A 24736-nucleotide genomic window follows, 5' to 3' on the forward strand; every position below is an offset into this window, starting at 1 on the left:
TAGTTATTAGCTGCTAGCAAAAGCTAACGACTATTGACTACCGACTAACCACTGACTTGGTGGGTCTGGTTGGAATCGAACCAACGACCCCCGCCTTATCAAGACGGTGCTCTAACCGACTGAGCTACAGACCCTCGTCTGTTTGCTACTCATGAACAACCGATAAGTTGTGGGTGCCAGGATGCTTCTCTAGAAAGGAGGTGATCCAGCCGCAGGTTCCCCTACGGCTACCTTGTTACGACTTCACCCCAGTCACGAACCCCGCCGTGGTAAGCGCCCCCCTTGCGGTTAGGCTACCTACTTCTGGCGGAACCCGCTCCCATGGTGTGACGGGCGGTGTGTACAAGACCCGGGAACGTATTCACCGTGACATGCTGATCCACGATTACTAGCGATTCCGACTTCACGCAGGCGAGTTGCAGCCTACGATCCGGACTACGATCGGCTTTCTGGGATTGGCTCCCCCTCGCGGGTTGGCGACCCTTTGTACCGACCATTGTATGACGTGTGAAGCCCTACCCATAAGGGCCATGAGGACTTGACGTCATCCCCACCTTCCTCCGGTTTGTCACCGGCAGTCTCGTTAAAGTGCCCAACTAAATGATGGCAATTAACGACAAGGGTTGCGCTCGTTGCGGGACTTAACCCAACATCTCACGACACGAGCTGACGACAGCCATGCAGCACCTGTGTTCCAGCTCCCTTTCGGGCACACCCAAATCTCTAAGGGCTTCTGGACATGTCAAGGGTAGGTAAGGTTTTTCGCGTTGCATCGAATTAATCCACATCATCCACCGCTTGTGCGGGTCCCCGTCAATTCCTTTGAGTTTTAACCTTGCGGCCGTACTCCCCAGGCGGTCAACTTCACGCGTTAGCTCCGGTACTAAATGGTTTTACCCACCCAACACCTAGTTGACATCGTTTAGGGCGTGGACTACCAGGGTATCTAATCCTGTTTGCTACCCACGCTTTCGTGCATGAGCGTCAGTATTGGCCCAGGGGGCTGCCTTCGCCATCGGTGTTCCTCCACATCTCTACGCATTTCACTGCTACACGTGGAATTCCACCCCCCTCTGCCATACTCTAGCCTTGCAGTCACAAACGCAGTTCCCAGGTTGAGCCCGGGGATTTCACGCCTGTCTTACAAAACCGCCTGCGCACGCTTTACGCCCAGTAATTCCGATTAACGCTCGCACCCTACGTATTACCGCGGCTGCTGGCACGTAGTTAGCCGGTGCTTCTTATTCCGGTACCGTCATCCACACAGGGTATTAACCCATGCGTTTTCTTCCCGGCTGAAAGAGCTTTACAACCCGAAGGCCTTCTTCACTCACGCGGCATGGCTGGATCAGGGTTGCCCCCATTGTCCAAAATTCCCCACTGCTGCCTCCCGTAGGAGTCTGGACCGTGTCTCAGTTCCAGTGTGGCGGATCATCCTCTCAGACCCGCTACAGATCGTCGCCTTGGTGAGCCTTTACCTCACCAACTAGCTAATCTGATATCGGCCGCTCAATCAGCGCAAGGTCCTAAGATCCCCTGCTTTCCTGCTCACAGAATATGCGGTATTAGCGTAACTTTCGCTACGTTATCCCCCACTGAAAGGTACGTTCCGATATATTACTCACCCGTTCGCCACTCGCCACCAGGATTGCTCCCGTGCTGCCGTTCGACTTGCATGTGTAAGGCATGCCGCCAGCGTTCAATCTGAGCCAGGATCAAACTCTTCAGTTTAATCCAACAATATAACTCGCATTCTCACTGACGGTAGATTGCTCTACCTGAATGGATTTCTCCATCCTTACTTCAGTGCGTTTGCCTTTAATGCTTTTTTGTGACCAAAGTCACTTCGCATCAAGACACCCACACTTATCGGTTGTCCAATTTGTTAAAGATCAATTCCACCGCGCCATTTCGTTTGAAGCGTCAGCAGCAGAGAGGCGAGATTATGAAGCAAACCCCTTACCCCGTCAAGCACTTCAGCAAAAATTAACCTGAAGCTTTTTACTCTCTGGGTTGGTTGCGGGGGCAGGACTTGAACCTGCGACCTTCGGGTTATGAGCCCGACGAGCTGCCAACTGCTCCACCCCGCGTCCGTCAGAGGGGCGCATTATCCAGACACAGCCCCGGCGCGTCAAGGAGAATTTGGCGATATAGAGATTATTTCTTTTCCACCCACTCAATCAGCGATGACCACTGCCCCATATCTCGGCGATGCTTCGCACGCGGCGAATCAAATACAGTAGATCCCGCGGCTGCGACATTGACGTAATTCTGAGTATTGCGAAGATAGGCAACAATAGGGATATCAAAGTGCTTCAGGAACTCTTCAAGCATGGAGGCAGCTCGGGTGCGTGGATCAACACGCATAGCAACGATGCCAACTTTCATTCTCACCCCACGAACTTCATTGCGTATGGAGTTCAGAAAATCCTCGGTGGCCGCCATATCAAATACTGAGGGCACAAGTGGAACCAGCACTTTATCGACTACTTTTAAATAATCGGACAACTTGTAGCCCTGCAAACCAGCGGGCGCATCAACCACGACCCAGTCAGCCTCACGCGGCAAATTCAGGCTAATCTGGTTCCCAGCAAAATACCCCGTAATCGGCGGCAAGACTGGGTCACGAAAAGCCATCCAGCGCAGCGATGATTGCTGACGATCAAGATCACACAAGGTCGTTTTCTTGCCTTGATTCGCGAAATAGCCGGACAGATTCGTTGCCAGCGTTGTCTTGCCAGCCCCACCTTTCGGATTTGCAACCAGAACTGCCCGCATATGACCCCCTTATATATATTTGCGAGGGCATTATATTCGCCACCGCAAGGGCGTCATAGATGCATAGAATGGAGCTTTTATCTCACAAGAAAACCATGGTCACTAAAGTCGCAAGCGATCGTCAGGGAATCCAGTCTGTGGAGGTAGGCTTTCGCCTGCTTCGAGTACTGGCAGCCACCAATCGTCCGATGATGCTGCGGGACATTGCAAAAGGCGCCGGGATGCCGGCAGCCAAAGCGCACCGCTATATGGTCAGTTTTCTGCGTATCGGCATTGTTGAACAGGATGCCAGCAGCGGTCGCTACGACCTCGGCGCCTACGCACTGGAACTCGGTTTATCAGGCTTAGGACGACTTGACCCTGTCCGCTTGTCAGGCCCTATCCTTGAAGCGCTATGCGAAGAAATTCACGAGACCGTGGCCCTTGCTGTTTGGGGGACTCATGGCGCAACCATTGTGAGAATTGTTGACGCTGGCGGCCCGATCACAATCACGCTACGCCCTGGAACAACCTTGCCATTGTGCAATTCGGCAACAGGGCGAGCCTTTGCCACGTTCTATCGCTCACCCTTCCTCAAGAAAATGCTGGATGACGAACTGAAAGAAATTTCAGAATCCAGCAAAACGGCTATTACAACCCTTCGCCGGCAACTGGAAAAAAGCCTGACTGAAATCCGCTCCCACGGCATTGCACGCGCCACTGGCAGCCTTACACCGGGCATCAACGGCTTTAGTGCCCCTGTTTACGATCACACAGGAAGCATGGTCGCCGCGATCACCTCGCTTGGATCAATGGGGGAATTCGACGTGGAATGGGAGAGCCCTGTTGCCAAGGCAATGCTGGCAGCTTCGATGAGCCTGTCACACCGCCTAGGCTACGGCAGTATGGCCGAATAGCTTGCTGGTGCCCCCGAACGGAATCGAACCGCTACCTGATGATTACAAATCAACTGCACGACCTTCATGCTACGGGGGCCCGAGCAATGGGGCGAGATTATAGCCTGATCATCCGAATTTCAACATGACCACACTCACCAATCCTTTCGAGATTGCCCGGGAAACATTGCGCCTGCTGGCTACCCGCAGAATCCCCCCCTCTCCGGACAACTATCTCACGCTATACCATGAGATAGCAGGCACCAAGCCGGCAGGAAATTCATTCCCCGAATCACAACTACGCTCACTGGCTGCCGCGCTTCCCAAAGTATCACCGGACCAACTACGCCTGGCGCGACAACTGGACGAAGCAGTCAAGGCTGCCAACTGGGAAGATTACAAAAAATGCCTGACTGATTTCATCTCGGCCTTGGCCGAATCTCAAAAGCTAAGCTGGTCAGAACTCATCACTGACCTCCTGCGTCAGTGGGACGCCAAGCACCCAGGCCTGACTGCCGCCCGAAAGCGTGAATCGCTGGAACACGTATTAACCAATAGCGGGGCCAATCCGGACACTCTGTTCAATCGACTGCAAAGTCTCCTGCGCTCATGGGGTCACGGCAAGGAAATAGAAGCAGCCCCCACGGCCGAAGCAAATGCTTCAGAAACCACGCCAGTTACCGCATCGCCTGCAGCAGCGAGTGATCTTTTACCCGAACTGCGAGAACTATTCGCTTTCACCCTCGAAACCGCCATCGCCACCCAGTTGCTCGAAAGCCCCCAGCTTTCTAGCGATGCCAAGGTGCTGGCCAACGATATCCGGACTGCCGTCAGCCCGGCGCAGCTGCAGGAATTTCTCACCCGCCTCAAGCGCTTCGCCTTCAAGCTCGAACTGCTAGCCGAAGACCAGGCCGAGCTACGTCACAGCCTCCTTAACCTGCTCCGTCTGCTCGTTGGCAACATCACCGAACTCGTCCTCGACGACCACTGGCTACACGGCCAAATCGCCGTCGTGCGTGAAATCATCGACAAGCCGCTCTCCCAGCGCGCCCTTGACGATGCCGAAAGTCGCCTGAAAGAAGTCCTGTTCAAGCAAGCGCAACTTAAAGCCAGCCTGTCAGAAGCCCGCGATGCCATCAAACACATGCTGGCCGGTTTCGTCGACCATCTTGCCGACTTTGCCGAAGCCACCTCCGACTATCACGACAAAATTGAAAGCTGCGCCGAAAAAATAAGCTCAGCCAACGACATCTCCGAACTCGAAACCGTCCTCGGCGAAGTCATGCGCGAAACACGAACGATCCAGATCAACGCCCAGCGCTCGCGCGACGAACTGCAGTCCACCCGGCAAAAAGTGCAGGAATCCGAAGCGCGCATCCAGGAACTCGAACGCGAACTCGAAACCACCAGCGACCTCGTCCGCCACGACCAGCTCACCGGCGTACTCAACCGCCGTGGGCTGGAAGAAACATTCGCCAAGGAAGCCGCCCGCGCCACCCGCCACGATGCGACCCTCTGTGTGGCGCTGATCGACATCGACAACTTCAAGAAACTCAACGACTCAATGGGCCACGACACCGGTGACGAAGCACTCATCCACCTCGCCACGATCTGCCGGGAAACCCTGCGCCCACAAGACACCGTAGCCCGTTACGGCGGCGAAGAGTTCATCATCCTGTTGCCGGAGACCTCGCTCGATGACGGCGTGGTCGCACTGACCCGCCTGCAGCGCGAGCTCACCAAGAAGTTTTTCCTGCACGCAAACGAAAAAGTATTGATCACCTTCAGCGCAGGCGTGACACAGATGCGGCCCACCGACAATCAAGCCAGCTTGATCAAGCGGGCCGACGAAGCCATGTACGAGGCCAAGCGGAGCGGTAAGAACCGGGTACTTACTAGTTAGCCCCTTCAAATAACACCCAGAACCCAACAAACAAATTCGGGAGACAAAATGTTCGACAACAGCAGTGTCCTAGTCACCGGCGGTACCGGCTCCTTCGGGCGCAAATTTATTGCCACCCTGCTCAGCCGCTACAAACCGCGTCGGGTCATCGTCTACTCTCGGGACGAGCTAAAGCAATACGAGATGCAACAGGACTTTGCTCAGGAGCAGATGCGTTTCTTTATCGGCGATGTCCGGGATGGCGAGCGCCTGCGGCAAGCGACGCGCGATGTCGACTTCATTGTCCATGCCGCCGCCCTAAAACAAGTTCCAGCCGCCGAATACAACCCGGGCGAATGCATCAAGACCAACGTCGGCGGCGCCGAGAATGTCATCGCCGCTGCCGTCTCCAACGGCGTCAAGAAAGTAGTAGCCCTGTCCACCGACAAGGCAGCAAGCCCAATCAATCTCTACGGTGCCACCAAGCTTCTATCAGACAAACTTTTCATCGCTGCCAACAATACGGTAGGCAAGCAGGATACCCGCTTTGCCGTGGTGCGCTACGGAAACGTGGCCGGTTCGCGAGGATCTGTAATGCCCCTTTTCCGCAAACTCATCAGCGAAGGCGCCATGGAACTTCCCATCACCGATCCGCGCATGACGCGCTTCTGGATCACCCTACAGGAAGGTACCGATTTCGTCATAAAAGCTTTCGAGCGCATGTACGGCGGCGAACTCTTTGTTCCCAAGATCCCCTCTGCCCTAATCACCGACTTGGTCAAGGCTATGGCCCCCGATCTACCAGTGAAGCTCATTGGCATCCGGCCCGGAGAGAAGCTCCACGAACTAATGATTTCCAGAGATGATAGCCCGATCACTCTGGAATTCCCCGACCACTACGTGATCACGCCGTCAATCCGCTTCGTCAGCGGCCGTAACTACCAGATCAATGGGCGGAACGAAACCGGCACCCCCGTCGGGGAAGGCTTCAAATATGCTTCCGACACCAATCCGGTATTCCTCACGGTACCGGAAATCGAAGCCCTGAGCCGCCAGACCACATGATTCCCTACGGTCGACAATCCATCGACGACGCCGACATTGAAAGCGTCGTTGCGGTACTGCGCTCAGCGTGGCTGACTCAGGGGCCGGTGGTTCCGGCCCTGGAGGGAGCCTTTGCGAGACGCTGCGAAGTAAACTACGCGGTAGCCGTCAGCAATGCTACTGCCGCCCTGCATCTAGCTTGCACAGCCCTTGGCGTAAGGCCTGGCGACCACGTATGGACCAGCCCCAACAGTTTTGTTGCCTCCGCTAATTGCGCTCACTACTGCGGAGCCACCGCAGATTTCGTCGATATCGACCCGGTCACCCTCAACCTCAGCATTGCTAATCTCGAGGCCAAACTCAAAGTGGCGGCGGCCCAAAGAAAACTACCCAAGGTGATAATTCCCGTTCACTTTTCCGGCCGCACCTGTGACATGGCGGCCATAGCGCAGCTAGGACAACATTACGGCTTCCGCATTATTGAGGATGCATCTCATGCAGTAGGCGCCCTCTACGACGGAGAGCCGGTGGGAAATTGTCTCCATTCTGATATCACCATATTCAGCTTCCACCCGGTCAAGATCATCACCACCGGCGAAGGCGGTATGGCGCTCACCAACGACCCGGCCATTGCCACTCACCTGCAGCGCCTGCGCAGCCACGGCATCACCCGCGACCAGGACCTGATGCCAAGCCCCTGCGACGGCCCTTGGCACTATCAGCAGATCGAACTCGGATTCAACTACCGACTGACGGATATCCAAGCCGCGCTGGGACTAAGCCAGCTTCGTCGGCTTGATGAATTTCTCGCCCGTCGCCGATACCTGGCCCACCGCTATGCACAGATGCTGGATGGGCTACCAGTCAGACTTCCCATACCCAACAACGAATCTGCCTGGCATCTTTACCCAGTTCGCGTCGACGCCGTTCACCGCCGAGCCATCTTCGAAACCATGCAGGCGGCAGGGATCGGTGTTCAAGTGCACTACATTCCAATTCATCTGCAACCCTATTTCCGCCAACGGGGATTCAATCCCGGAGATTTCCCTGCAGCAGAGGCGTATTACAGCGAAGCCATATCGCTGCCGATCTATCCTGCGCTGACGGAGGGCGAGCAAGACAAGGTCTGCGTCATTTTGCGCAGAGCCCTCGGCGCCTAGAAAACGCTACCTACCCATACCCAGTTGCCGCAACTCAAGACAATGCGGAAAACTACCGCTATATTTGCATCATCGAAGTCCCCCGTCCTACTCATTCAAACTTGGTACGAACATGACAAAATCCTTTGCCACGGAACAAGAAGCCTTCTGGGCCGGTGAATTCGGCAACGCCTACTGTCAGCGAAATGACGACCGGTCCCTCGTCAGCCCCAATCTGTCCCTTTTTTCCCAGATCCTGCGGCGTACCATCGGCGTACGTAGTGCAATCGAGTTTGGAGCCAACATCGGTCTGAATCTCGTAGCCCTGCGGGCGCTGGTACCCGGCATCGAATTGGCTGCAATCGAGATCAACCCCAAGGCGGTCGATAAACTCTCATCGATCCCGGAACTAGACGTCCATGCGGCATCAATTCTCGAATTCAATACAAGCCGGACCTACGACCTCACCCTCATCAAGGGGGTATTAATCCATATCGATCCCGACAGCCTGAGCGAGGTCTACGACCGGCTCTACAAGAGCAGTTCACGCTACATCTGCCTTGCCGAGTACTACAATCCGACGCCAGTGGAAGTCTCCTATCGTGGCCATAGCCAGCGCCTCTTCAAACGAGACTTTGCCGGCGAAATGCTTGATCGCTTCCCTGATCTCTCCCTGGTCGATTATGGGTTTGCCTATCATCGCGATGCCAATTTCCCCCAGGACGACACGACTTGGTTCCTGCTGGAAAAACGCTGACAGCGGCGGCAGGCTCACGATGATCGTCGCCATCATTCCCGCCCGCGGCGGCAGCAAACGTATTCCGCGCAAAAATATCCGACCTTTCGCAGACAAGCCCATCATCGCCCATTCGATCGGCGCCGCCTTGGATGCGGGGATTTTTGACCGGATAATCGTTTCCACCGACGACGAAGAAATCGCCGCCGTCGCCCATTCTTGGGGTGCCGAAGCACCGTTCCTCCGGCCCCACCAACTAGCCGACGACCACGCCGGCACCAACGAGGTTGTGGCTCACGCTCTCGAATGGCTAGCCGCAGGCGGCACGCCGGCAACCCTGGCCTGCTGCATTTACGCCACCGCACCGTTCGTCACCGGCTACAACCTACGCCGGGGATTCGAGATATTGGAAGACTCCGGCAAGGAATTCGCCTTCTCGGTCACCAGCTTCGCGTTTCCCATCTTCCGCGCCATCCGGCTTCTGGCGGATGGCGGCGGCGTCGCTCCCTGCTTCCCAGAATTCATCGAGGCGCGCTCCCAGGACCTCGAAGAGGCTTACCACGACGCCGGTCAGTTCTACTGGGGGAAGACGTCTGCCTTCACCAACAGATTACCGCTCTTCGCCTCCCACTCCGCCCCCGTCATTCTGCCCCGGCATCTGGTCCAGGACATCGATACACTGGAGGACTGGGAACGGGCAGAACTGATGTATGCAGCCTGGCAAAGTCGGGCTGCCGACCAGGGATGAAATTCCTCATCCGGGCTGACTCCTCCACCAACATCGGCGCCGGGCATGTCGTCCGCTGCGCTACCCTGGCCGGCCAACTTCGGCTAAGCGGCCATGACACCACCTTTCTGAGCCGCCGGTGCCCTGGCAACTTGAATGACTGGCTCTCTGCAGCCGGCCACAAAGTTCTCGCCCTTCCCTCTGAATGGCACGACGAGCAAGCCGACGCCGCGGCCAGCCTGAATCTGCTCGGCGAGGAGGACTTTGATGGGCTGGTCGTAGACCACTACCACCTGGACACGGCCTGGGAAAAGCAGCTAGCTAACCGTGCCAGACGGACCATGGCCATCGACGACCTGGCGCGCCCCCACGCTGTCGATCTGTTGCTCGACCAAAACTTCCCCAACCAAGTGCAGGCCCGCTACCAGCAGGTCGTTCCCGCCACCTGCCGCCTGCTGCTCGGCCCGGCCTATGCCCTCGTCCGCCCAGAGTTCGCTGCTAGCCGCCCGGCAGCCCTTGCCCGCCGCCGAGGGCAACTGGAACGACTGCTCGTATGCATGGGCGGCTGCGATGCCGAAAACGAGACGACTAAGGTTCTTGCTGGCATTGCGCAATCGCGCCAGAGAGACCTCGCCATCGACGTCGTCATCGGGGCCGGTAACCCGCATCGCGCAGTCGTGGAAGCAGCCTGCCTCAAGCTTCCCAGGGTTCTGTTGCACGTCCAGACCAACCGCATGGCGGAACTGATGGTGGCGGCCGATTGCGCCATCACGGCCGGCGGCAGCACCACTTGGGAGCGCTGCACCCTGGGCCTGCCGGGTCTGGTCACCACGGTCGCCGACAACCAGATCGAGATCGCCCGTGCCGTCCACGACGCCCGAGGCCACGACCTGCTCGGCTGGTACGCAGACCTCGCCCCCTGGAACTACGCCTTAGCCCTCGACAATCTGACTGCAGACCATCTGTACCGCCTGTCGGCCGCCGCCGCCACCATCTGCGACGGACAAGGTGCGGCGCGGGTCGCCACCTGCCTGATAAACTGACCCCAGGAGACGCCATGCCTGAAATCCTCATCAACAACCGCCCCATCGGCCCCAGCCATCCGCCCTTCGTCATTGCCGAGGCCGGCATCAACCATAACGGCGAACTGGACAAGGCCCTGGCAATGATTACCGTCGCCAAATCAGCAGGTGCCGATGCGATCAAGTTCCAGACCTTCAAGGCCGAGGAATTTGTTGGCGATCCGGAGCAGACCTATACGTACCGCTCCCAGGGTAAGGAAGTGACTGAATCGATGCTGGCCATGTTCCGGCGCTACGAACTCGAACGCTCCTCCTGGTTCGCTATCAAGGCTGAATGCGAAAAACAGGGCATCACTTTCCTGTCCACACCCCAGAACCGAAGCGACCTGGACCTCCTGCTGGAAATCGGCATCGCTGCCGTCAAGGTCGGTTCCGATGATTTCACCAACCTGCCCCTGCTGCGCAGCTATGCGACAACCGGGCTACCACTCATCCTTTCCTGCGGCATGTCTGATCTCGGCGAAGTCTTCCGCTCCCTGGAGACCGTCGGCGCCCTTGATGGCTACCCGACTATCCTGCTGCTGTGCACCTCCCAGTACCCCACACCGCCGGAGGACGTAAACCTGCGCAAGCTCGTCACGTTTCAGGCCGCCTTCCCTTCACTGACTGTCGGCTTCTCGGATCACACGCAAGGGCCACTGGCTTCCTCCCTGGCTACGGCGCTGGGTGCCTCCGTCTTCGAGAAGCACTTCACTCTCGACCACGACCTGCCAGGCCCTGACCACTGGTTCTCCGAGAATCCGCAGGAACTATCCGCCTGGGTCGCTGCCATCCGCCAGTCCCATCGGATGCTGGGCTCGGCGACAGTTCGCCCGACTGCAGCCGAGCACTCGATGCGCCAGATCGCCCGTCGCAGCGTGGTGGCACTCAAAGACATCGCCGCAGGCCAGGCACTGACAACGGACAATGTTGCCCTGCGGCGCCCAGGAACGGGCTTGCCGCCAGAACTCTTCGATGCTGTCCTGGGCAAGACGGCAACCCGCGCCCTGACGCGCGGCGAGCCGCTGACCCTCGGAGATGTCGCCAAATGACCCCGGATGAATTCGCCCAGCACCTCGCGAACCTGACCCACATGCCGCGCAACCCTTATCACCCGTTCGTCTGGATCAACGGGGAGCCAGAAATTGGTGAGGGGGTCTATATCGGCGGATTTTCCGAAATTAATGCCAAGGGAGCCCGGGTGAGCATCGGCGACAGCTGCGACATCGCCTCCTTTGTCTCGATTAATTGTGCCGATTCCCACAAGCGCTGCATCGGCCTGCAGGAAGCCATCGAGCGCGCCGACATCGTCATCGAGGATCACGTCTTCGTCGGTTCCCACTCCTTCATTGGAGGCGGTGCAAGTATTGGCCATCACTCGGTCATCGCCGCCGGCACGATCGTCGGCACCGAGCCGATCCCGCCCTATTCGCTCGTTTCGGGCAACCCGATGCAAATCCGGGCCGGGTACTATCAGATCCGGCAGGACCATCACGAGGCCGAATCTTGATCGTCAGCATTCATCAACCCGCTTACCTTCCTTGGCTGGGCTATTTCGACAAGATCGCCAGCAGCGACTCACATGTTTTTCTCGACAATGTTCAACTGGAAAAGCGAGGCTTCACCCATCGCAACCAGATCAAGACGCCGCAGGGTCCGTTATGGCTGACCATCCCGCTGCACACACACGGTCATCGCGAGTCCCATCTCGGCGCCACGCTGATTGCGGAAGAGGGAGATTGGCGGGGCAAGCACCTCAAATCGATCGCCCAGAACTACGGCAAGGCCCCTTTTTTCACCCAGCGGTTTCCACGCCTCGAAAACTGGTACGAACAGAGCAACGGCATTTCCGGCCTGGCTGAACTCTGCTTCTCTCAATTACGTTTCTGGCTCGACGAGTTCGACATCGGGACCCGCATCGTGAAATCCAGCGAGATGGCTAGCTCTGGCTGCAAATCTGACCTCATGCTCGCCCTGTGCCGGGAACTGGGAGCCACCACATATATCTCCGGGGCCCTCGGAAAGAATTACCTGCAGGAGGCGGATTTCACCGCTGCCGGCATCGGCGTCATCTACCAAAACTACGCCCACCCCACTTACGCTCAGTTATATGGCGATTTTCTGCCGGCCATGTCAATCGTTGATTATTGGTTCAACAATCCGAATACCCAACTTTTCAAAGGCACATCATGACCTTCTCTCCCGAATGGGATCAGCTTTACCGTGAAAGCGCCCACATGAGCATCTGGCCCTGGTCAGACCTCGTGTCTTATGTGAACCGGTACGCGAAACCCAAAAACGGCTATCAGCGTGTCCTGGAACTCGGTTGTGGTGCGGGGGCCAATATTCCCTTTTTCATCAGGCTGGGCGTCGACTACAGCACCGTTGAAGGCAGCCCGGCCATTGTCGAGCAACTGCGGGAACATTATCCTGCCTTGAGCGAACGAATCCGGATCGGCGACTTCACCCGAGAATACCCGTTCCCCGGCCCTTTTGACCTGATTGTCGACCGCGGCTCCCTGATCCACAACACCACCGCCGGCATCCGTAGCGGCCTGGCTCTGGCTTTCCAGCACCTGCGCCCGGGGGGGAAGTTCATCGGCATCGACTGGTTCTCCAGCGCCCACGGCAGCGCTACCCTCGGCGCCCCGGCCGACAGCCATACCCGGACTGATATCGATAGTGGCCATCTCGCTGGCACCGGCAACGTCCATTTCTGCGATCGCGAGCACCTAGAAGAATTGTTGCAGCAGACCGGCTTCCGCATTGAGCGGTTGGAGCACAAGCAATACGATGTATTCACCCCTGCCAGCGAGCGTTTTGCCTGGTGGAATTTCGTGGCGGCCAAACCATGAGCGCCCCCCGGACCGAACTGGACGGAAAACGCATTGCCGTTATCGCTGCCCACCCCGACGACGAAATTCTTGGGTGCGGCGGCACCATTGCCCGGCACATTGCCGCTGGCGCCACCGTCAACGTGCTCATCGTCGCTGAAGGAGTAACGAGCCGGACACCGCAGCGCCAGCCGAAAGAACATGTATCGAACCTGCAACATCTGGCCAGCAGCGCCCAGGTTGCCCATCAGATCGTCGGCACCAGCCAGCTCACGCTGCTCGACTTCCCCGACAACCGCCTGGACAGCGTCGATTTCCTCGATATCGTCAAGGCGGTCGAGACCTTCATCGAAGCGACCGCCCCCGACACCGTCTACACCCACTTCCCCCACGACCTGAATATCGATCACCGGCTGGTGAGCGAAGCTGTGCAAACCGCCTGCCGCCCGCAACCAGGGTCGGGAATTCGCAAGATTCTGTTCTTCGAAGTACCGTCAAGCACGGGGTGGCGGATGGCTGGCCCGGCGGCAAGCTTTGCTCCGAATTATTTCATCGACATCGAAGCAACGCTAAAAAAGAAACTGGAAGCTCTAGCGGCCTACAGCCAAGAAATGCGGCCTTGGCCTCATGCACGCTCGCTGGAGGCCTCCGAACACCTAGCCCGCTGGCGTGGTGCCAGCGTCGGAACATCGGCAGCGGAAGCCTATGTCCTCGGGCAATACCTCGCCTAACACTCATCGCTGCTAGCCAAAAACTTCGAGCCGACTAGCAGAATAGTCGCATCAATCCAGCTTGAACCGGCTTCGGATATCTTGTGCCATCACTGAGAATATCTCCCCCCAAGACTGATTCCACTTACGCGGGTAACGCAGAAGCTGCCTGAACCAGAGATCCCGCCTGCGCCCCAAACAGGACCAATCGAAAAAGGTGGTAGCCAAGCATGTCGGTGTCCCGACTGCAGCCGCCAGCATGGAGACTGAGGTCGGCGCCGATATAACCAGATCAAGCTGGGACATCAAAGCGGCAGCCTCGTCCAAGTCGTCGAACATGTCGACTTCTTGAAAATTCAAGACGTCCTTTCCAAACAAGCTCTTTGCCTCCGCCAGTTCACTTTCGCAGCGATCGTATTGCAGATTGACAAGCCGAACACCTGGCAGTGCGAATATTTCCCCCCATTCGCTCAGCTTGGAATACGAGAGGTCGCGCCTTCCCTTCGATATCATGCTGCGCCAGCAGATGCCGACCTTTATCTCATCACCGGACGCACGTAGACGATCACGCCAGTAACTTGCCCTGAGCGGGTCAACGCGCAGAATCTCCCTCGGTGGTTTAGGGAAAGAAGCGAAGTTCGGGCGCCGGAATAAAGGCAAACTCCCTCCTGAACAATGGCAATCAAGTCCGTTTTGCCCCAAAGGATGGAGTTCTTTCAAATTGCGAGCCACCACCACCGCACCCGGAAAAGAACGGCGAAGCAACGGCAATAGCTTGCGGTCACATTCAAGGACAACAGCCTCTGCCTCATCGATAATTTCCTGAAAAAGCGTGGCAAAGAAAACCACATCTCCCACCCCTTGGTCTTGCCATATGAAGATCCTTTTGCCAGCCAGGGACTCTCCCCTCCACGCTGGCAGGGAAAATGATTTGCCGCGGTCACTGGATTGACGATGCTCGTAATACCGCCATCCTTCTTCAAGATTTCCCTGACGCAGGAGAATCTGGGCCAGATTCTGTTGGGCCAAGCCCACATCCTCGGAGTGGCAACCCAACTCAACCGCCCGCACCCCATGACGGGCAGCCAGCCTGAATTGACCCGTTTCCTGATAAGCCAGGGCCAGATTGGCATGAACCCGAAACTCGTCGGGCAAGCTGGTTTCGATCAGCCGGTATTGACTGATGGCTGCAACCACCTGTTCGAGATGCAGCAAAGCATTACCAATACCGACTTGACATGGAATGGAGTTCGGATCTAGCTCCAACCCTTTTTCATAATATCTCTTGGCTTCGTCATAGCGATTCATATGGAACACAGCCTCACCCAACTGCACCCAGGCATCTGGACGCTGGCCATCAATCGCCAGCGCTCCACGGAACGCCTCCTCCGCCGAGGAATACTTGCTTCCACGCAGACAGGCAACGCCGAGGCCGAAAAGTGCTTCCCAATACTCAGGGTCCGCGGCCAGCGCCTGACGGTAGAAGGTCTCTGCCGCAGCAAAATCCTTCTGCTCAAGGGCTATGGCCGCCAGTCCAGTCAAAGCTCCACGGTGCCAGCCATCGACCTGCAACAAGGCCTCAAACTCAGGAATGGCCGCCATGAACTGCTTCTGCAAGCGCAGTGTCTCAGCCAAGCCCAGTCGAGCATCACTGCTTTGGGGGTCAACTAGCAGGACTTCTCGAAAGGATGAAACTGCTTCTTCCAATTGCCCCAAATTTTTATATACCTCGCCCTTCATGAGCCAGGCCTCTCTGGATTTTGGATCTAGAAACACAGCCTCCTGCAACGGCGCCAGAGCCTCCCCATAACGCCCAGCACCGGCCAATGTCGCCGCCAAGTTGATACGACCATCCCTACTGCCCTTGTCCCGGTCGCACGCCATCTTCAAGATATCGATCGCCTGATCTATCCGACCCAGACGACGATAAACCTCCCCTAGGTTGACGAGAACGGCCACATCACCCAATCCGTCGGCGCGAGCCTGCTCAAGGAAGATGGCTGCAAGCTCCAGATCACCGATGCGCATGGCCAACACACCCAAGCCAAACCAAGCCTCGCCACATTCTGGATGGTCAACCACAATCCCCTGATAAAGCTCACCTGCTTCCTCCAGTCTCCCTTGCTCGTCTAAGCTTCGAGCCTTGGACAGACGGATAGAGAGCTTTTCTTTTGGCGCGGCAACCATGCCGAACTCCTTGCAAATTTGATGCTGGGAATACTCGTTTCCGGACACTTAAAACGTCAACAAAAATTTTCTAAAGTTCTGCGATGAGGTGCCGTAAATGAATTCAAGGGACGAAACCCGAGTCCCGCACCAGCCCCAAGGGCCAGCCAAGCGGGAATAGACATCAGGACACAACTGGAGATCATCATGGCACAAGTAATCAACACCAACGTCGCTTCGCTCAACGCACAACGCAACCTGCTTTCATCTAAAGGCGATCTGAGCCAAGCTCTGCAACGCCTATCTTCCGGCCTGCGCGTCAATAGCGCCAAGGACGATGCGGCGGGCCTCGCTATTGCCGAACGAATGAAGTCTCAGTCCATGGGCATGAACGTCGGTATCCGCAACGCCAACGACGGCATTTCGATGATGCAGACCGCCGAAGCCGGCCTTGGCGTCATGGCCGGCCACCTGCAGCGAATGCGCGAACTGGCCACTCAAGCCTCTTCCGGCCAGTACTCCGATACCGACCGCAGCAAGCTTGATGCAGAATTCCAGCAATTGCAGAGTGAAGTCGCACGTGTCGCCACTTCTACGAAATTCAATGGCAAGGCGATCATCGCTGGAAGCGCGGGCAGTTACACCTTCCAGGTTGGTGCCGCAAACGCAACTACTGATCAGATTAGCGCTACCACCTCCGACCTTTCGACTGTTTATAGTGGTAGTGCGATCGCCACATCAGCGGGGGCCGTATCTGCAATGGATGCTCTTTCTACTGCTATCGATACGCTGAATACCTCCCGGGCCAATCTCGGCTCCTACCAGTCCCGTTTCGAAGGCGTTATCTCCGCCCTGTCGGCCTCCGTGGAAAATACCGATGCCGCTCGTAGCCGGATCATGGATACTGACTATGCAGCTGAAACAGCTAAGTTGTCCCGCGCCCAGATCCTGCAACAAGCTGGTACCGCCATGCTGGCGCAAGCCAACGCCCTACCGCAGAACGTACTGTCTCTGATCCAGTAATGGAATAGGAGGGCTGCCCGCCAAGGTAGCCAAGAAGGGCGCGTCAGCGACATCGCTGTCGCGCCCCTTTTCCATGCAACGGGAGCAAGGCAATGAACATTCAATCTATCGGCAGTCCCCAGTTCGCCATACCAAAACCCCTAACCACAGGACAGGGGGCTTCCATTGTTCAGCCCCCCCCCCTGAACAACCTAAAAATCTCAAATCCAAAAGAAAAAGAGACACCCGAAGAACTGCAAGGCGCAGTCAGTGCGGTCAATGATTTCGTTAGCAACCTAAACAACTCCCTGCGCTTCAGCATAGATGAAGATACGGGCAATACAATCGTCAAGGTCGTCGACGTGACAACCAAGGAAGTCATCAAGCAGATTCCCTCCGAGGAAATGGTCGCTATTGCCAAGGCACTGGATAAACTTCAGGGAATGCTTCTCCATCAAAAGGCGTAAACTGCCGAAATTGAATTCAGGAGGTTGGCCATGGCAACCGTTACATCACTCGGCGTAGGTTCCGGCCTTGATCTAGAAGGTTTGGTGACGCAACTGATAGCTGCAGAGCGGCAACCGGTGACCGCCCTTCAGACCAAAGAAACGGCTGTCAGCACCAAAATCTCAGCGCTCGGCTCGCTGAAAAGCAAGCTGGCCGACTTGCAGACTGCCGCCAAGGATCTGATGCCAACTACCGGCCAGGCAGCATTGAGCAAGTTCGCCAGTTTCGCGGCCACCGTCACCGATGCCACCATTGCCTCTGCAACCGCCTCCACCGGTGCTGTCGCTGGAAGCTACTCACTGAACGTAAGCAAACTGGCCCAGGCTCAGCGTTTCGTCTCTTCCGCCCCCCCCGCTCTGAGCCCCGCTGCCGGTGACACCCTCTCCTTCAGCTTCGCCACCGATGGTACGACCCGCAATAAAACCATTACTTTGGACAGCACCAACGCCAGCCTCACCGGCCTGCGCAACGCGATCAATGATGCAAACATGGGAGTTTCCGCTACCATCGTCAATGGTAGCAACGGTGCTCAGTTGATCCTGACCGGAAGTGAGGGGCTGGACAACGAGATAACCCTAGGGGGCTCCCTCGCTTCTGCCCTGACGCAAACTGTCGCCGCTCAGGATGCCGAGTTTGAACTCAACGGCATTGCTGCCACCAGCAGCACCAACAAGGTTAGCGATGTACTGGATGGCGTCACACTGACTCTGACCAAACTTGGGTCGACAACGATCACAGTCACACAGGACAACACCACGGGGCTTACCACAGCACTAAATAGCTTCATCGATAAGTACAACGCAGCCAACACCCTGATGAAAACTCAGGGGGCCTATGACGAAAGCACCAAAAAAGCCGGCGCCCTGCAAGGCAACAGCACCCTGCGTGACACTCAAAGTGCTTTACGCAATCTCTTGTTCGGAACCACGGCAGGGGGAACCACCAAATATCAGCGCCTTTCCGACCTTGGTATTTCGGTCCAATCGGATGGCTCTCTGAAGCTCGACTCTAGCAAGCTGAGCACAGCCCTGACCGCTGATGCCAACGGCGTGGCGAATCTGGTAGCAAAAGCCGGCACGGCCTTCAGCGCCAGGCTTGAGTATGTCGTCGGCAGTTCAGGCAGCATCCAGATTGCCACCGACAGTGCAAACCGGATACTGAAAGACTATAAGGATCGGGAAGCTACTCTCGAACGGCGCCTGGTCACCATCGAAGCCCGTTATCGCAAGCAGTTCTCGTCCTTGGATACCATGTTGGCCAACCTGAACAAGACCAGCAGCTACCTGACCCAACAACTGTCCAGCCTACCCGGCGCATCTTCCAGCAATTAGGATCATCAATGTTCGGACTCCCTCGCAGCCCCGCAGCCACCTACGCCAGGCTTGGCGTAGAAACTTCGGTTCAGACGGCAAACCCACACCAACTCGTCGCCCTGCTCTTTGATGGCGCCCGGGCTGCGATCTCTATGGCACGCTTGTCCATGGAACAAAACAAGGTAGATTCGAGGGGCACCTCAATTTCCAAGGCCATCGACATCATCAGCAATGGCCTGCAGGTAAGCCTGGACCTTCAAAGCGGTGGCGACTTGGCAGCCAAGCTAAATGCGCTGTATAGCTATATGACGCTCCGCCTGATACATGCCAATGCCAACAATGATCGCCAGGCGTTGGAAGAGGTCGATAACTTGCTCGGTGAGATTCAAAGCGCCTGGATCGAAATCGCGGACAAGGTCCGCCAGCCCTCCGCTACGGTTTAATCAATGGATCGGCTAGCCTGCCTGCAAGCTATCGCGAACACCAGCGAAGAGATGCTAGCCGCAACCCGCGGCTCCCAATGGGAATTGCTACAGGCTCTGGAAACCAGACAACGGGAGTACGTCACCCACCTTGCCCCACTATCAACCTCAGCTGATAGAGGTACTGAAAACCGCCTTATCCGGGCGATTCTGGACAACCACTCGGCGATTACAGCCTTAATTCAGCCACTACACCAGAACACAAAAACACTACTGGAAGCCTTTTCAGAATCAGCCGGCACTGAAAAATGATTCCCGCCGACGTCGCCAGCGCCCTGCGGCTGAACCTGCCTGACCAGCATGCCTTAACCAGTGGGCAAACACAGCCTGTAGCAGCAACCTCGAAGATTAACGATGTCCTCAGCGACCTCGTACCGGGCCAGCGGGTTCTGGCCGAGATACAGGCATTGATGCCGAACGGCACTTACCGCGCCGTTGTGGCCCAGCGTGACGTTACTTTGGCACTGCCTTTTTCTGCCAAACCAGGCGATAGCCTTGAGCTTGAGGTGGTGGAAAATGAAGGCAAGGTTACGCTAGCAGTTGTAGCGAATCGTGGTGGTAGCGCTACGACTGCTAGCGAGTCTGTATCGACCAGTTTAAGCAACACAGGCAAGCTCATTGGCGATTTAATGAGCAACATTGACGAGCATGGAGGAAGAGCCCCTCCGGCATCACTCAACAGCAGCCAGGCCTTGGTCGAAAGCATGCCCAAAACAGCTGCAGACCTAGTGCCACTACTAAAACAAGCGCTAAGCGAGAGTGGTATGTTCTATGAGGCACATCAGGCGCGCTGGGTGGCAGGGGAGTTCCCTACTGAAGCACTCAAGCAGGAACCACAGGGAAAATATCCTGCCGCTCAGATCACGGATCAAAACGTCTCAAAAATCGCGAGCTCCAGCAATCCAGAGCAATCGACAATATTACCTTCCATGAAGGAGTCGGCGGCTGGCGGTCTCGTTCCCCGCGATTTGATGCCGATTGTCCAGCAACAGCTCGACGGCCTGGCCAACCAGAATTTTGCCTGGCAAGGCCAGGTCTGGCCGGGGCAACAAATGCGCTGGGAAATTGGTGAGAACCTGGACGACTCGCGCTCATCCAGCGTCGAAGAAATTCAGCGCTGGCAAACGCGCCTGAAACTCTCCCTGCCCTTGCTGGGCGATATCAACGTCGCCCTTAATCTGAGAGCGGGCGGGGAGGTCAGTATCGCCGTGACTGCCGGCTTGGAAAGCAGCGAAACTCGCCTGCGTGACGAGGCCATGCAGTTGCGCCAGCAATTTGAAGCGGCCGGTCTGAACTTAACCGAGCTACAGGTTCTGCATGGCGAAGCCGCCGAGTGACGCGACCCGCGAGGCGATTGCCCTCGCCTATAGCCAAACCGATGCCGCACCACGCGTGGTGGCCAAGGGCAAAGGCCTGATCGCCGAACAGATCATCGCCCGCGCCAGGGAACATGGCGTTTATGTGCATGAGTCACCCGAACTCGTTGCGTTGCTCACCCAGGTAGACCTCGACGAACACATACCGCCGCAGCTGTATATCGCTATTGCCGAACTGCTGGCCTGGCTTTATCGGATCGAACACGGCGGCTCTGCAACGGAGCAGCCTCGTTAAGTTTCTTCCGGCAACAGTAGGCTGCCGATGGATTACCATAACGGAATTCGCACATCGATTGCCCCGAATGCTTTCCGTCCAAGAAGACCAGCCCAACCCGGATTTCGAGATCGACCATCCGGAAGAATATGCCCAGTATTTCCTGACCACCCCGAGAGAGATTTCTTTCTACCTCAATCTTCTGGTCAAGCGCGGCAGCCTGCTCACGGCACATATCGATGACGGAAAAGAGTTTTTTCTGACGACCGTTATTGCGGTCGATGATGAAAAACAAGCCATTTTCCTCGATCTTGCACAGGCGAATGAACTCAACAACGCGACAAAAAATGCTCGCCAAATCACCCTGACGGCCAATCTCGACCGAGTCAAGATTCAATTCCGGCTTCCGCCGATGACGGAACAACTCGTCTCCGGGAGGAAAGCATTGGCGGCGCCTTTACCACCGACAATCCTGCGATTGCAGCGCCGGGAGTTTTTCCGCCTTGAGCCGTCATTGACCCACCCGGTTCTTTGTCAAATTGCCATGGCACAGCCGGATGGCTCACTGAAGACGTTTGAATGGAGCGTTGCCGACATCAGCGGCGGCGGTCTCAGCCTGAATGCCCCGACCAGCCTGGCTGACGACTGCCAGCGAGATACCCTGTTCAAGAATAGCCGGCTGGATATTCCCGACGAGGGCGTGTTGCTGGTCAATTTACGCGTCAGAAAAACAGTCGAGTTTTCTGCAGAAAATGGACTGCACCATTTGCGGGTTGGTTGCGAATTCGTTGAGTTACCGGGTTCCCGGCTAGCCATGATCGAGCGCTACATCGCCCGCATCGAACGCGAGCGCAAGGCCCGCGACTCGGGATTGGCGGATTAAACCTGCATGTTCATCACGTCCTGATAGGCCGTGACGAGCTTGTTGCGCACTTGAACCATTTCCTGGAAGGAGACGCTGGCAGTCTGCAGGGCAATCATGACCTCATGCAGGTTCTGGTTGGTATCGCCGGCGGCAAGTTTTTCCGCCATCAGGTCTGCCTGCTGCTGGGTTTGATTCACCTTGTCGATGGACCCCTGCAGAATCTGGGCGAAGTCGGCACCACCTGCTGCTGGCGCACTCGTCTCTGCCGCCTTGCCGGTAGCCTGCGCCGCGGTCGTACGCAGCGTGCTCAACATTTGCTCAATTCCTAGCGTATCCATTTTCAGCTCCTTAAACCCTGGGATTAAACAAGCAATTCTCAGGCCAGAATCAGTCCTGGAAATGCCCTTCATCCCGGTACTGCTGCAACTTGTAGCGCAAGGTGCGCTCTGAAATCCCCAGTCGCTCAATGGCCTTTTTGCGGGAACCACCCACCTCGGCCAAGGTACGCAGGATATGCTCGCGCTCCAAGTCTTTCATATTATCGACTTTTTCTTTGGCTTCCGTTAGCCCCGCCGCTGGCGAAACTGCTGGTACAGACGCTGTGTTTTCGCTACAGGGGCGAGGAGCGAGATTCAGGGTTTCCGGGCCGATGCTGCTCCCTGCCGCCATGATCAAAGCCCGCTGAATCACATTTTCCAGCTCGCGCACATTGCCAGGCCATGAATGCGCCCTCAGCGCGGTTTCTGCCTCGGGTGTCAGCGTCATGCCGGTCCGCCCGAAGCGCCCACCATGTTCGACGACAAAATGCCGGGCAATCGGCACGATGTCTTCCCTTCGTTGTCTCAAGGACGGAATGGCAACCGGGAAAACATTCAGGCGGTAATACAGATCCTCCCGAAAGACGCCCTTGGCAACGGCCTCAGCCATATCGCGGTTGGAGGTGGCGATGATCCGGATATTCAGGGCGACCGGCTTCTTGCCTCCAACCCGCTCCACCTCACGTTCCTGCAAGACACGCAGCAGCTTGGCCTGCAGGCTCATCGGCATTTCGGTCACTTCATCGAGCAGCAACGTGCCATCCTGAGCCTGCTCGAACTTGCCTGCCTGTGCTTGCTGGGCGCCGGTAAAGGCGCCCTTTTCATAACCGAACAAGGTCGCCTCAAGCAGGCTGTCGGGAATCGCCGCGCAGTTGATGGCAACGAAAGGGCCGTTCTTGCGGGCCGACTGACGATGAATGAAGCGAGCGACCACTTCCTTGCCAACCCCGGATTCGCCAGTCAGCAACACCGTGGCATCGGTCTGGGCAACACGCTGGGCAATGGAGAACAACTCCCGGCTGGCCGGATCGATCGCCACGACACCGGCACCGTCATCGGACGCGGGCAATTCGTACTTGTTGATATGGGCGAGCAATGCCTGCGGCTCAAAAGGCTTGAGCAAAAAGTCGCAAGCACCTGAGCGCATGGCATCGACAGCCTTATCCACCTCGGCGTAGGCTGTCATCAGCACGACCGGCAAATGCGGCAGACGAAGGCGGATTTCCTTGAGCAAGGTAATGCCATCCATCGGCATCATGCGAACATCACTGACAACGATGGAAAAAGCCTGCTCCGCCAGCACCTTGAGCGCAGCTTCGCCGCCATCAACGGCAACGCAAGGGCGCCCGGCCAGTTCCAGCGTATCGGCAATTGCTTCACGCAGACTGGGGTCATCTTCGACCACCAGAATTGGCAAATTATGTTCAGCCATTGTTTTCTGTTCCGCCCTCTGCTGACCCGACCGGCAGGGTCATAACGAACTCGGCACCAGCGCCGGATTCGGAAAAAAGTTCGATTGCGCCGCCATGCGCCCGAGCCACACCCAGCGCAATGGCCAACCCAAGGCCGGTACCCTGCCCCTTGGTCGTAAAAAATGGTTCAAAAATACGGGCCTGCGTTTCACGAGAGATACCAGGACCGCTGTCGCTCACACCAATGGCAATCAGATCACCGCGCCGCTTGCCGGTCAGGCAAATTTTGCCGCCTGCCGGGGTGGCCTGCATGGCGTTCTCCAGCAGATTGACCAGCGCCCCGAACAGGGCCTTGCGACTACCGACAATGATTGCGCCTTCACAATCGTCTACGACAGCAAATTCCAAACCATGCTCGCGCATCAGCGGCTCGACGGTTTGCGCCGCCTCCGCCAGCAGATCACCCGCCTCGATGACATCGCGCCCGATGCTCTCGCCGCGGGCGAACAACAGGACATCCTGAATCAATCGCTCCAGGCGGCGCAACTGGCCTGTCGCCTTTTCTGAAAACCGTGCACGCGCCTCATCCGCCACACCTGGCTGGCCGAGATTCGAGGTATAGAGGAGTGCGGCAGCGAGGGGGGTACGCAGCTGATGGGCCAGCGAAGCAGCCATCTCGCCCATTGCCGCTAGCCGCTGGTTACGCTCAAGTTCGGTTTTCATTCGATGTGCTGCGGTCACATCGTGGATTAGCAGGATTTTCCCGCCCGCCGACGGCAAGGCACTTTCAGCGATCGACACCCGGCCATCGCCGATCAGCCACTCGCCAACGGTCAGCGTCGGCTCCAGGTGGGCACGGGCAACATCGCCCCAGTGCTGACCAATCATCTCAGCACCAAATATCGCCATCGCAGCGGGATTCACCGCAGCCACCACCGCTGCAGCATCAAGCAGGACCACCCCGGCCGGCAAGGCGTCAAGCAAGGACGACAAGCGTTCGGAAAGCGCCTCTTTCTCCTGATATTGCCGCCGTAACTCGCCGTTGGCGACCGCCAATTCCTCGGTCAGCGAGGTGACCCGGGTCTGCAAGGCCTCATATGCCTGCGTCAACTCAGCCGAAACCTGGTTGAACATGGCAAAAGCCCGCTGTAACTCGGCGGTCTTGGTGTCGGAATCTGGCGTCACGGGTCTGGCCTGTACGGCTAACATCGAAAAAGATAGGGTGAATTCAGCGCGGGTAATAGTAGAATATTTCTAGGAAAATTTGGCTTCTCAATTGATTCTTCTTCTGTTTAC

General features: G+C 56.9%; 25 protein-coding genes, 3 tRNA genes and 1 rRNA gene. 20 read left to right on the forward strand and 9 right to left on the reverse strand.

What is annotated here, in order from left to right:
• Window positions 1-57: 57 nt before the first annotated feature.
• The 4 genes from KI617_RS15370 to KI617_RS15385 form a co-directional block, all read right to left on the reverse strand.
• Window positions 58-134 (reverse strand) — tRNA-Ile (locus KI617_RS15370).
• A 59-nt stretch (window positions 135-193) separates the two neighbouring features.
• Window positions 194-1731: ribosomal RNA gene (locus tag KI617_RS15375) — 16S ribosomal RNA — on the reverse strand.
• Window positions 1732-2014: 283 nt separating this feature from the next.
• Window positions 2015-2090, reverse strand: a tRNA-Met gene (locus KI617_RS15380).
• Between the two features lie 67 nt (window positions 2091-2157).
• Complete coding sequence (locus KI617_RS15385; RefSeq protein ID WP_226447717.1) at window positions 2158-2778, reverse strand: ParA family protein; 621 nt, start codon at window positions 2776-2778, stop codon at window positions 2158-2160.
• A gap of 68 nt (window positions 2779-2846) precedes the next feature.
• Here KI617_RS15385 and KI617_RS15390 point away from each other — a divergent pair, with 68 nt between their 5' ends.
• Window positions 2847-3674 (forward strand): IclR family transcriptional regulator, encoded by an 828-nt coding sequence (locus KI617_RS15390; RefSeq protein ID WP_226447719.1) that lies wholly within the window; start codon window positions 2847-2849, stop codon window positions 3672-3674.
• Window positions 3675-3679: 5 nt separating this feature from the next.
• Here KI617_RS15390 and KI617_RS15395 read toward each other — a convergent pair.
• Window positions 3680-3753, reverse strand: a tRNA-Thr gene (locus tag KI617_RS15395).
• A gap of 45 nt (window positions 3754-3798) precedes the next feature.
• Between KI617_RS15395 and KI617_RS15400 the strand changes: the two genes are divergently transcribed.
• The 11 genes from KI617_RS15400 (at window position 3799) to KI617_RS15450 (ending at window position 13807) form a co-directional block, all read left to right on the forward strand.
• Window positions 3799-5556 carry a GGDEF domain-containing protein gene (locus tag KI617_RS15400; protein ID WP_226447721.1) on the forward strand — a complete coding sequence of 586 codons (1758 nt, stop codon included), beginning with the start codon at window positions 3799-3801 and terminating at the stop codon, window positions 5554-5556.
• A gap of 48 nt (window positions 5557-5604) precedes the next feature.
• Complete coding sequence (pseB, locus tag KI617_RS15405) at window positions 5605-6600, forward strand: UDP-N-acetylglucosamine 4,6-dehydratase (inverting) (RefSeq protein ID WP_226447723.1); 996 nt, start codon at window positions 5605-5607, stop codon at window positions 6598-6600.
• Window positions 6597-7739 carry a UDP-4-amino-4,6-dideoxy-N-acetyl-beta-L-altrosamine transaminase gene (gene pseC / locus KI617_RS15410; RefSeq protein ID WP_226447725.1) on the forward strand — a complete coding sequence of 381 codons (1143 nt, stop codon included), beginning with the start codon at window positions 6597-6599 and terminating at the stop codon, window positions 7737-7739. Before pseB ends, pseC begins: the two co-directional genes overlap by 4 nt.
• A 112-nt stretch (window positions 7740-7851) precedes the next feature.
• Complete coding sequence (locus KI617_RS15415; RefSeq protein WP_226447727.1) at window positions 7852-8475, forward strand: pseudaminic acid biosynthesis-associated methylase; 624 nt, start codon at window positions 7852-7854, stop codon at window positions 8473-8475.
• Window positions 8476-8494: 19 nt separating this feature from the next.
• Window positions 8495-9202 (forward strand): pseudaminic acid cytidylyltransferase, encoded by a 708-nt coding sequence (pseF, locus tag KI617_RS15420; RefSeq protein WP_226447729.1) that lies wholly within the window; start codon window positions 8495-8497, stop codon window positions 9200-9202.
• Complete coding sequence (pseG, locus tag KI617_RS15425; RefSeq protein ID WP_226447731.1) at window positions 9199-10224, forward strand: UDP-2,4-diacetamido-2,4,6-trideoxy-beta-L-altropyranose hydrolase; 1026 nt, start codon at window positions 9199-9201, stop codon at window positions 10222-10224. The genes pseF and pseG overlap by 4 nt, the downstream gene beginning before the upstream one ends.
• A 14-nt stretch (window positions 10225-10238) precedes the next feature.
• Complete coding sequence (locus tag KI617_RS15430; protein ID WP_226447733.1) at window positions 10239-11294, forward strand: N-acetylneuraminate synthase family protein; 1056 nt, start codon at window positions 10239-10241, stop codon at window positions 11292-11294.
• The gene (locus KI617_RS15435; RefSeq protein ID WP_226447735.1) at window positions 11291-11752 is read left to right on the forward strand and encodes an acyltransferase; all 462 of its coding nucleotides are present in this window, start codon (window positions 11291-11293) and stop codon (window positions 11750-11752) included. The genes KI617_RS15430 and KI617_RS15435 overlap by 4 nt, the downstream gene beginning before the upstream one ends.
• Window positions 11749-12435 (forward strand): WbqC family protein, encoded by a 687-nt coding sequence (locus KI617_RS15440; RefSeq protein ID WP_226447737.1) that lies wholly within the window; start codon window positions 11749-11751, stop codon window positions 12433-12435. The genes KI617_RS15435 and KI617_RS15440 overlap by 4 nt, the downstream gene beginning before the upstream one ends.
• A complete protein-coding gene (locus KI617_RS15445; RefSeq protein ID WP_226447739.1) occupies window positions 12432-13097 on the forward strand; it encodes a class I SAM-dependent methyltransferase in 666 nt (221 codons plus the stop codon). Before KI617_RS15440 ends, KI617_RS15445 begins: the two co-directional genes overlap by 4 nt.
• Window positions 13094-13807, forward strand: a complete 714-nt coding sequence (locus KI617_RS15450; protein WP_226447741.1) for a PIG-L deacetylase family protein — start codon at window positions 13094-13096, stop codon at window positions 13805-13807. The genes KI617_RS15445 and KI617_RS15450 overlap by 4 nt, the downstream gene beginning before the upstream one ends.
• A 51-nt stretch (window positions 13808-13858) precedes the next feature.
• On the opposite strand, the gene KI617_RS15455 is transcribed toward KI617_RS15450, so the two are convergent.
• The gene (locus tag KI617_RS15455) at window positions 13859-15973 is read right to left on the reverse strand and encodes a tetratricopeptide repeat protein (protein ID WP_226447743.1); all 2115 of its coding nucleotides are present in this window, start codon (window positions 15971-15973) and stop codon (window positions 13859-13861) included.
• A gap of 186 nt (window positions 15974-16159) precedes the next feature.
• Here KI617_RS15455 and KI617_RS15460 point away from each other — a divergent pair, with 186 nt between their 5' ends.
• The 8 genes from KI617_RS15460 to KI617_RS15495 all read left to right on the forward strand — a co-directional run bounded on the left by KI617_RS15460 (window position 16160) and on the right by KI617_RS15495 (window position 21729).
• On the forward strand, window positions 16160-16975 hold the full coding sequence (locus tag KI617_RS15460) for a flagellin N-terminal helical domain-containing protein (protein ID WP_226447745.1): 816 nt from the start codon (window positions 16160-16162) through the stop codon (window positions 16973-16975).
• Window positions 16976-17067: 92 nt separating this feature from the next.
• Window positions 17068-17421 carry a flagellar protein FlaG gene (locus KI617_RS15465; RefSeq protein ID WP_226447747.1) on the forward strand — a complete coding sequence of 118 codons (354 nt, stop codon included), beginning with the start codon at window positions 17068-17070 and terminating at the stop codon, window positions 17419-17421.
• Between the two features lie 30 nt (window positions 17422-17451).
• A complete protein-coding gene (gene fliD, locus KI617_RS15470; RefSeq protein ID WP_226447749.1) occupies window positions 17452-18792 on the forward strand; it encodes a flagellar filament capping protein FliD in 1341 nt (446 codons plus the stop codon).
• Between the two features lie 8 nt (window positions 18793-18800).
• Complete coding sequence (gene fliS / locus KI617_RS15475; protein ID WP_226447751.1) at window positions 18801-19217, forward strand: flagellar export chaperone FliS; 417 nt, start codon at window positions 18801-18803, stop codon at window positions 19215-19217.
• 51 nt (window positions 19218-19268) lie between these two features.
• Window positions 19269-19508, forward strand: coding sequence for a flagellar protein FliT (locus KI617_RS20565; protein ID WP_226451894.1), 240 nt, complete (start codon window positions 19269-19271; stop codon window positions 19506-19508).
• On the forward strand, window positions 19505-20593 hold the full coding sequence (fliK, locus tag KI617_RS15485; protein ID WP_226447753.1) for a flagellar hook-length control protein FliK: 1089 nt from the start codon (window positions 19505-19507) through the stop codon (window positions 20591-20593). Before KI617_RS20565 ends, fliK begins: the two co-directional genes overlap by 4 nt.
• Window positions 20574-20867 (forward strand): EscU/YscU/HrcU family type III secretion system export apparatus switch protein, encoded by a 294-nt coding sequence (locus KI617_RS15490; RefSeq protein WP_226447754.1) that lies wholly within the window; start codon window positions 20574-20576, stop codon window positions 20865-20867. The genes fliK and KI617_RS15490 overlap by 20 nt, the downstream gene beginning before the upstream one ends.
• Complete coding sequence (locus KI617_RS15495) at window positions 20800-21729, forward strand: flagellar brake protein (RefSeq protein ID WP_226447756.1); 930 nt, start codon at window positions 20800-20802, stop codon at window positions 21727-21729. The genes KI617_RS15490 and KI617_RS15495 overlap by 68 nt, the downstream gene beginning before the upstream one ends.
• Here the strand turns inward: KI617_RS15495 and fliE are convergent.
• Genes fliE through KI617_RS15510 form a run of 3 tightly spaced genes read right to left on the reverse strand, consistent with a single transcriptional unit; the run spans window position 21726 to window position 24625 of the window.
• Window positions 21726-22049 (reverse strand): flagellar hook-basal body complex protein FliE, encoded by a 324-nt coding sequence (fliE, locus tag KI617_RS15500; protein WP_226447758.1) that lies wholly within the window; start codon window positions 22047-22049, stop codon window positions 21726-21728. The genes KI617_RS15495 and fliE overlap by 4 nt on opposite strands.
• A 49-nt stretch (window positions 22050-22098) precedes the next feature.
• Entirely contained in the window at window positions 22099-23460 is a 1362-nt protein-coding gene (locus KI617_RS15505; protein WP_226447760.1) for a sigma-54-dependent transcriptional regulator, read from the reverse strand.
• On the reverse strand, window positions 23453-24625 hold the full coding sequence (locus KI617_RS15510) for a sensor histidine kinase (RefSeq protein WP_226447762.1): 1173 nt from the start codon (window positions 24623-24625) through the stop codon (window positions 23453-23455). The genes KI617_RS15505 and KI617_RS15510 overlap by 8 nt, the downstream gene beginning before the upstream one ends.
• Window positions 24626-24736: the final 111 nt, after the last annotated feature.

Origin of the sequence: Ferribacterium limneticum (genome assembly GCF_020510625.1) — a bacterium.
GTDB lineage: Bacteria > Pseudomonadota > Gammaproteobacteria > Burkholderiales > Rhodocyclaceae > Azonexus > Azonexus limneticus_A.

Excerpts from the sequence above, each read along its gene's own strand:
- KI617_RS15490 (WP_226447754.1), top strand. The coding sequence starts at position 20,574 with ATGGCGAAGCCGCCGAGTGACGCGACCCGCGAGGCGATTGCCCTCGCC.
- KI617_RS15450 (WP_226447741.1), top strand. The coding sequence starts at position 13,094 with ATGAGCGCCCCCCGGACCGAACTGGACGGAAAACGCATTGCCGTTATC.
- KI617_RS15390 (WP_226447719.1), top strand. The coding sequence starts at position 2,847 with ATGGAGCTTTTATCTCACAAGAAAACCATGGTCACTAAAGTCGCAAGC.
- KI617_RS15415 (WP_226447727.1), top strand. The coding sequence starts at position 7,852 with ATGACAAAATCCTTTGCCACGGAACAAGAAGCCTTCTGGGCCGGTGAA.
- pseG (WP_226447731.1), top strand. The coding sequence starts at position 9,199 with ATGAAATTCCTCATCCGGGCTGACTCCTCCACCAACATCGGCGCCGGG.
- pseB (WP_226447723.1), top strand. The coding sequence starts at position 5,605 with ATGTTCGACAACAGCAGTGTCCTAGTCACCGGCGGTACCGGCTCCTTC.
- pseF (WP_226447729.1), top strand. The coding sequence starts at position 8,495 with ATGATCGTCGCCATCATTCCCGCCCGCGGCGGCAGCAAACGTATTCCG.
- KI617_RS15505 (WP_226447760.1), bottom strand. The coding sequence starts at position 23,460 with ATGGCTGAACATAATTTGCCAATTCTGGTGGTCGAAGATGACCCCAGT.
- fliE (WP_226447758.1), bottom strand. The coding sequence starts at position 22,049 with ATGGATACGCTAGGAATTGAGCAAATGTTGAGCACGCTGCGTACGACC.
- KI617_RS15400 (WP_226447721.1), top strand. The coding sequence starts at position 3,799 with ATGACCACACTCACCAATCCTTTCGAGATTGCCCGGGAAACATTGCGC.
- fliS (WP_226447751.1), top strand. The coding sequence starts at position 18,801 with ATGTTCGGACTCCCTCGCAGCCCCGCAGCCACCTACGCCAGGCTTGGC.
- KI617_RS15460 (WP_226447745.1), top strand. The coding sequence starts at position 16,160 with ATGGCACAAGTAATCAACACCAACGTCGCTTCGCTCAACGCACAACGC.
- KI617_RS15430 (WP_226447733.1), top strand. The coding sequence starts at position 10,239 with ATGCCTGAAATCCTCATCAACAACCGCCCCATCGGCCCCAGCCATCCG.
- KI617_RS15445 (WP_226447739.1), top strand. The coding sequence starts at position 12,432 with ATGACCTTCTCTCCCGAATGGGATCAGCTTTACCGTGAAAGCGCCCAC.
- fliD (WP_226447749.1), top strand. The coding sequence starts at position 17,452 with ATGGCAACCGTTACATCACTCGGCGTAGGTTCCGGCCTTGATCTAGAA.
- KI617_RS15465 (WP_226447747.1), top strand. The coding sequence starts at position 17,068 with ATGAACATTCAATCTATCGGCAGTCCCCAGTTCGCCATACCAAAACCC.
- KI617_RS15385 (WP_226447717.1), bottom strand. The coding sequence starts at position 2,778 with ATGCGGGCAGTTCTGGTTGCAAATCCGAAAGGTGGGGCTGGCAAGACA.
- KI617_RS15455 (WP_226447743.1), bottom strand. The coding sequence starts at position 15,973 with ATGGTTGCCGCGCCAAAAGAAAAGCTCTCTATCCGTCTGTCCAAGGCT.
- KI617_RS20565 (WP_226451894.1), top strand. The coding sequence starts at position 19,269 with ATGCTAGCCGCAACCCGCGGCTCCCAATGGGAATTGCTACAGGCTCTG.
- KI617_RS15435 (WP_226447735.1), top strand. The coding sequence starts at position 11,291 with ATGACCCCGGATGAATTCGCCCAGCACCTCGCGAACCTGACCCACATG.
- pseC (WP_226447725.1), top strand. The coding sequence starts at position 6,597 with ATGATTCCCTACGGTCGACAATCCATCGACGACGCCGACATTGAAAGC.
- fliK (WP_226447753.1), top strand. The coding sequence starts at position 19,505 with ATGATTCCCGCCGACGTCGCCAGCGCCCTGCGGCTGAACCTGCCTGAC.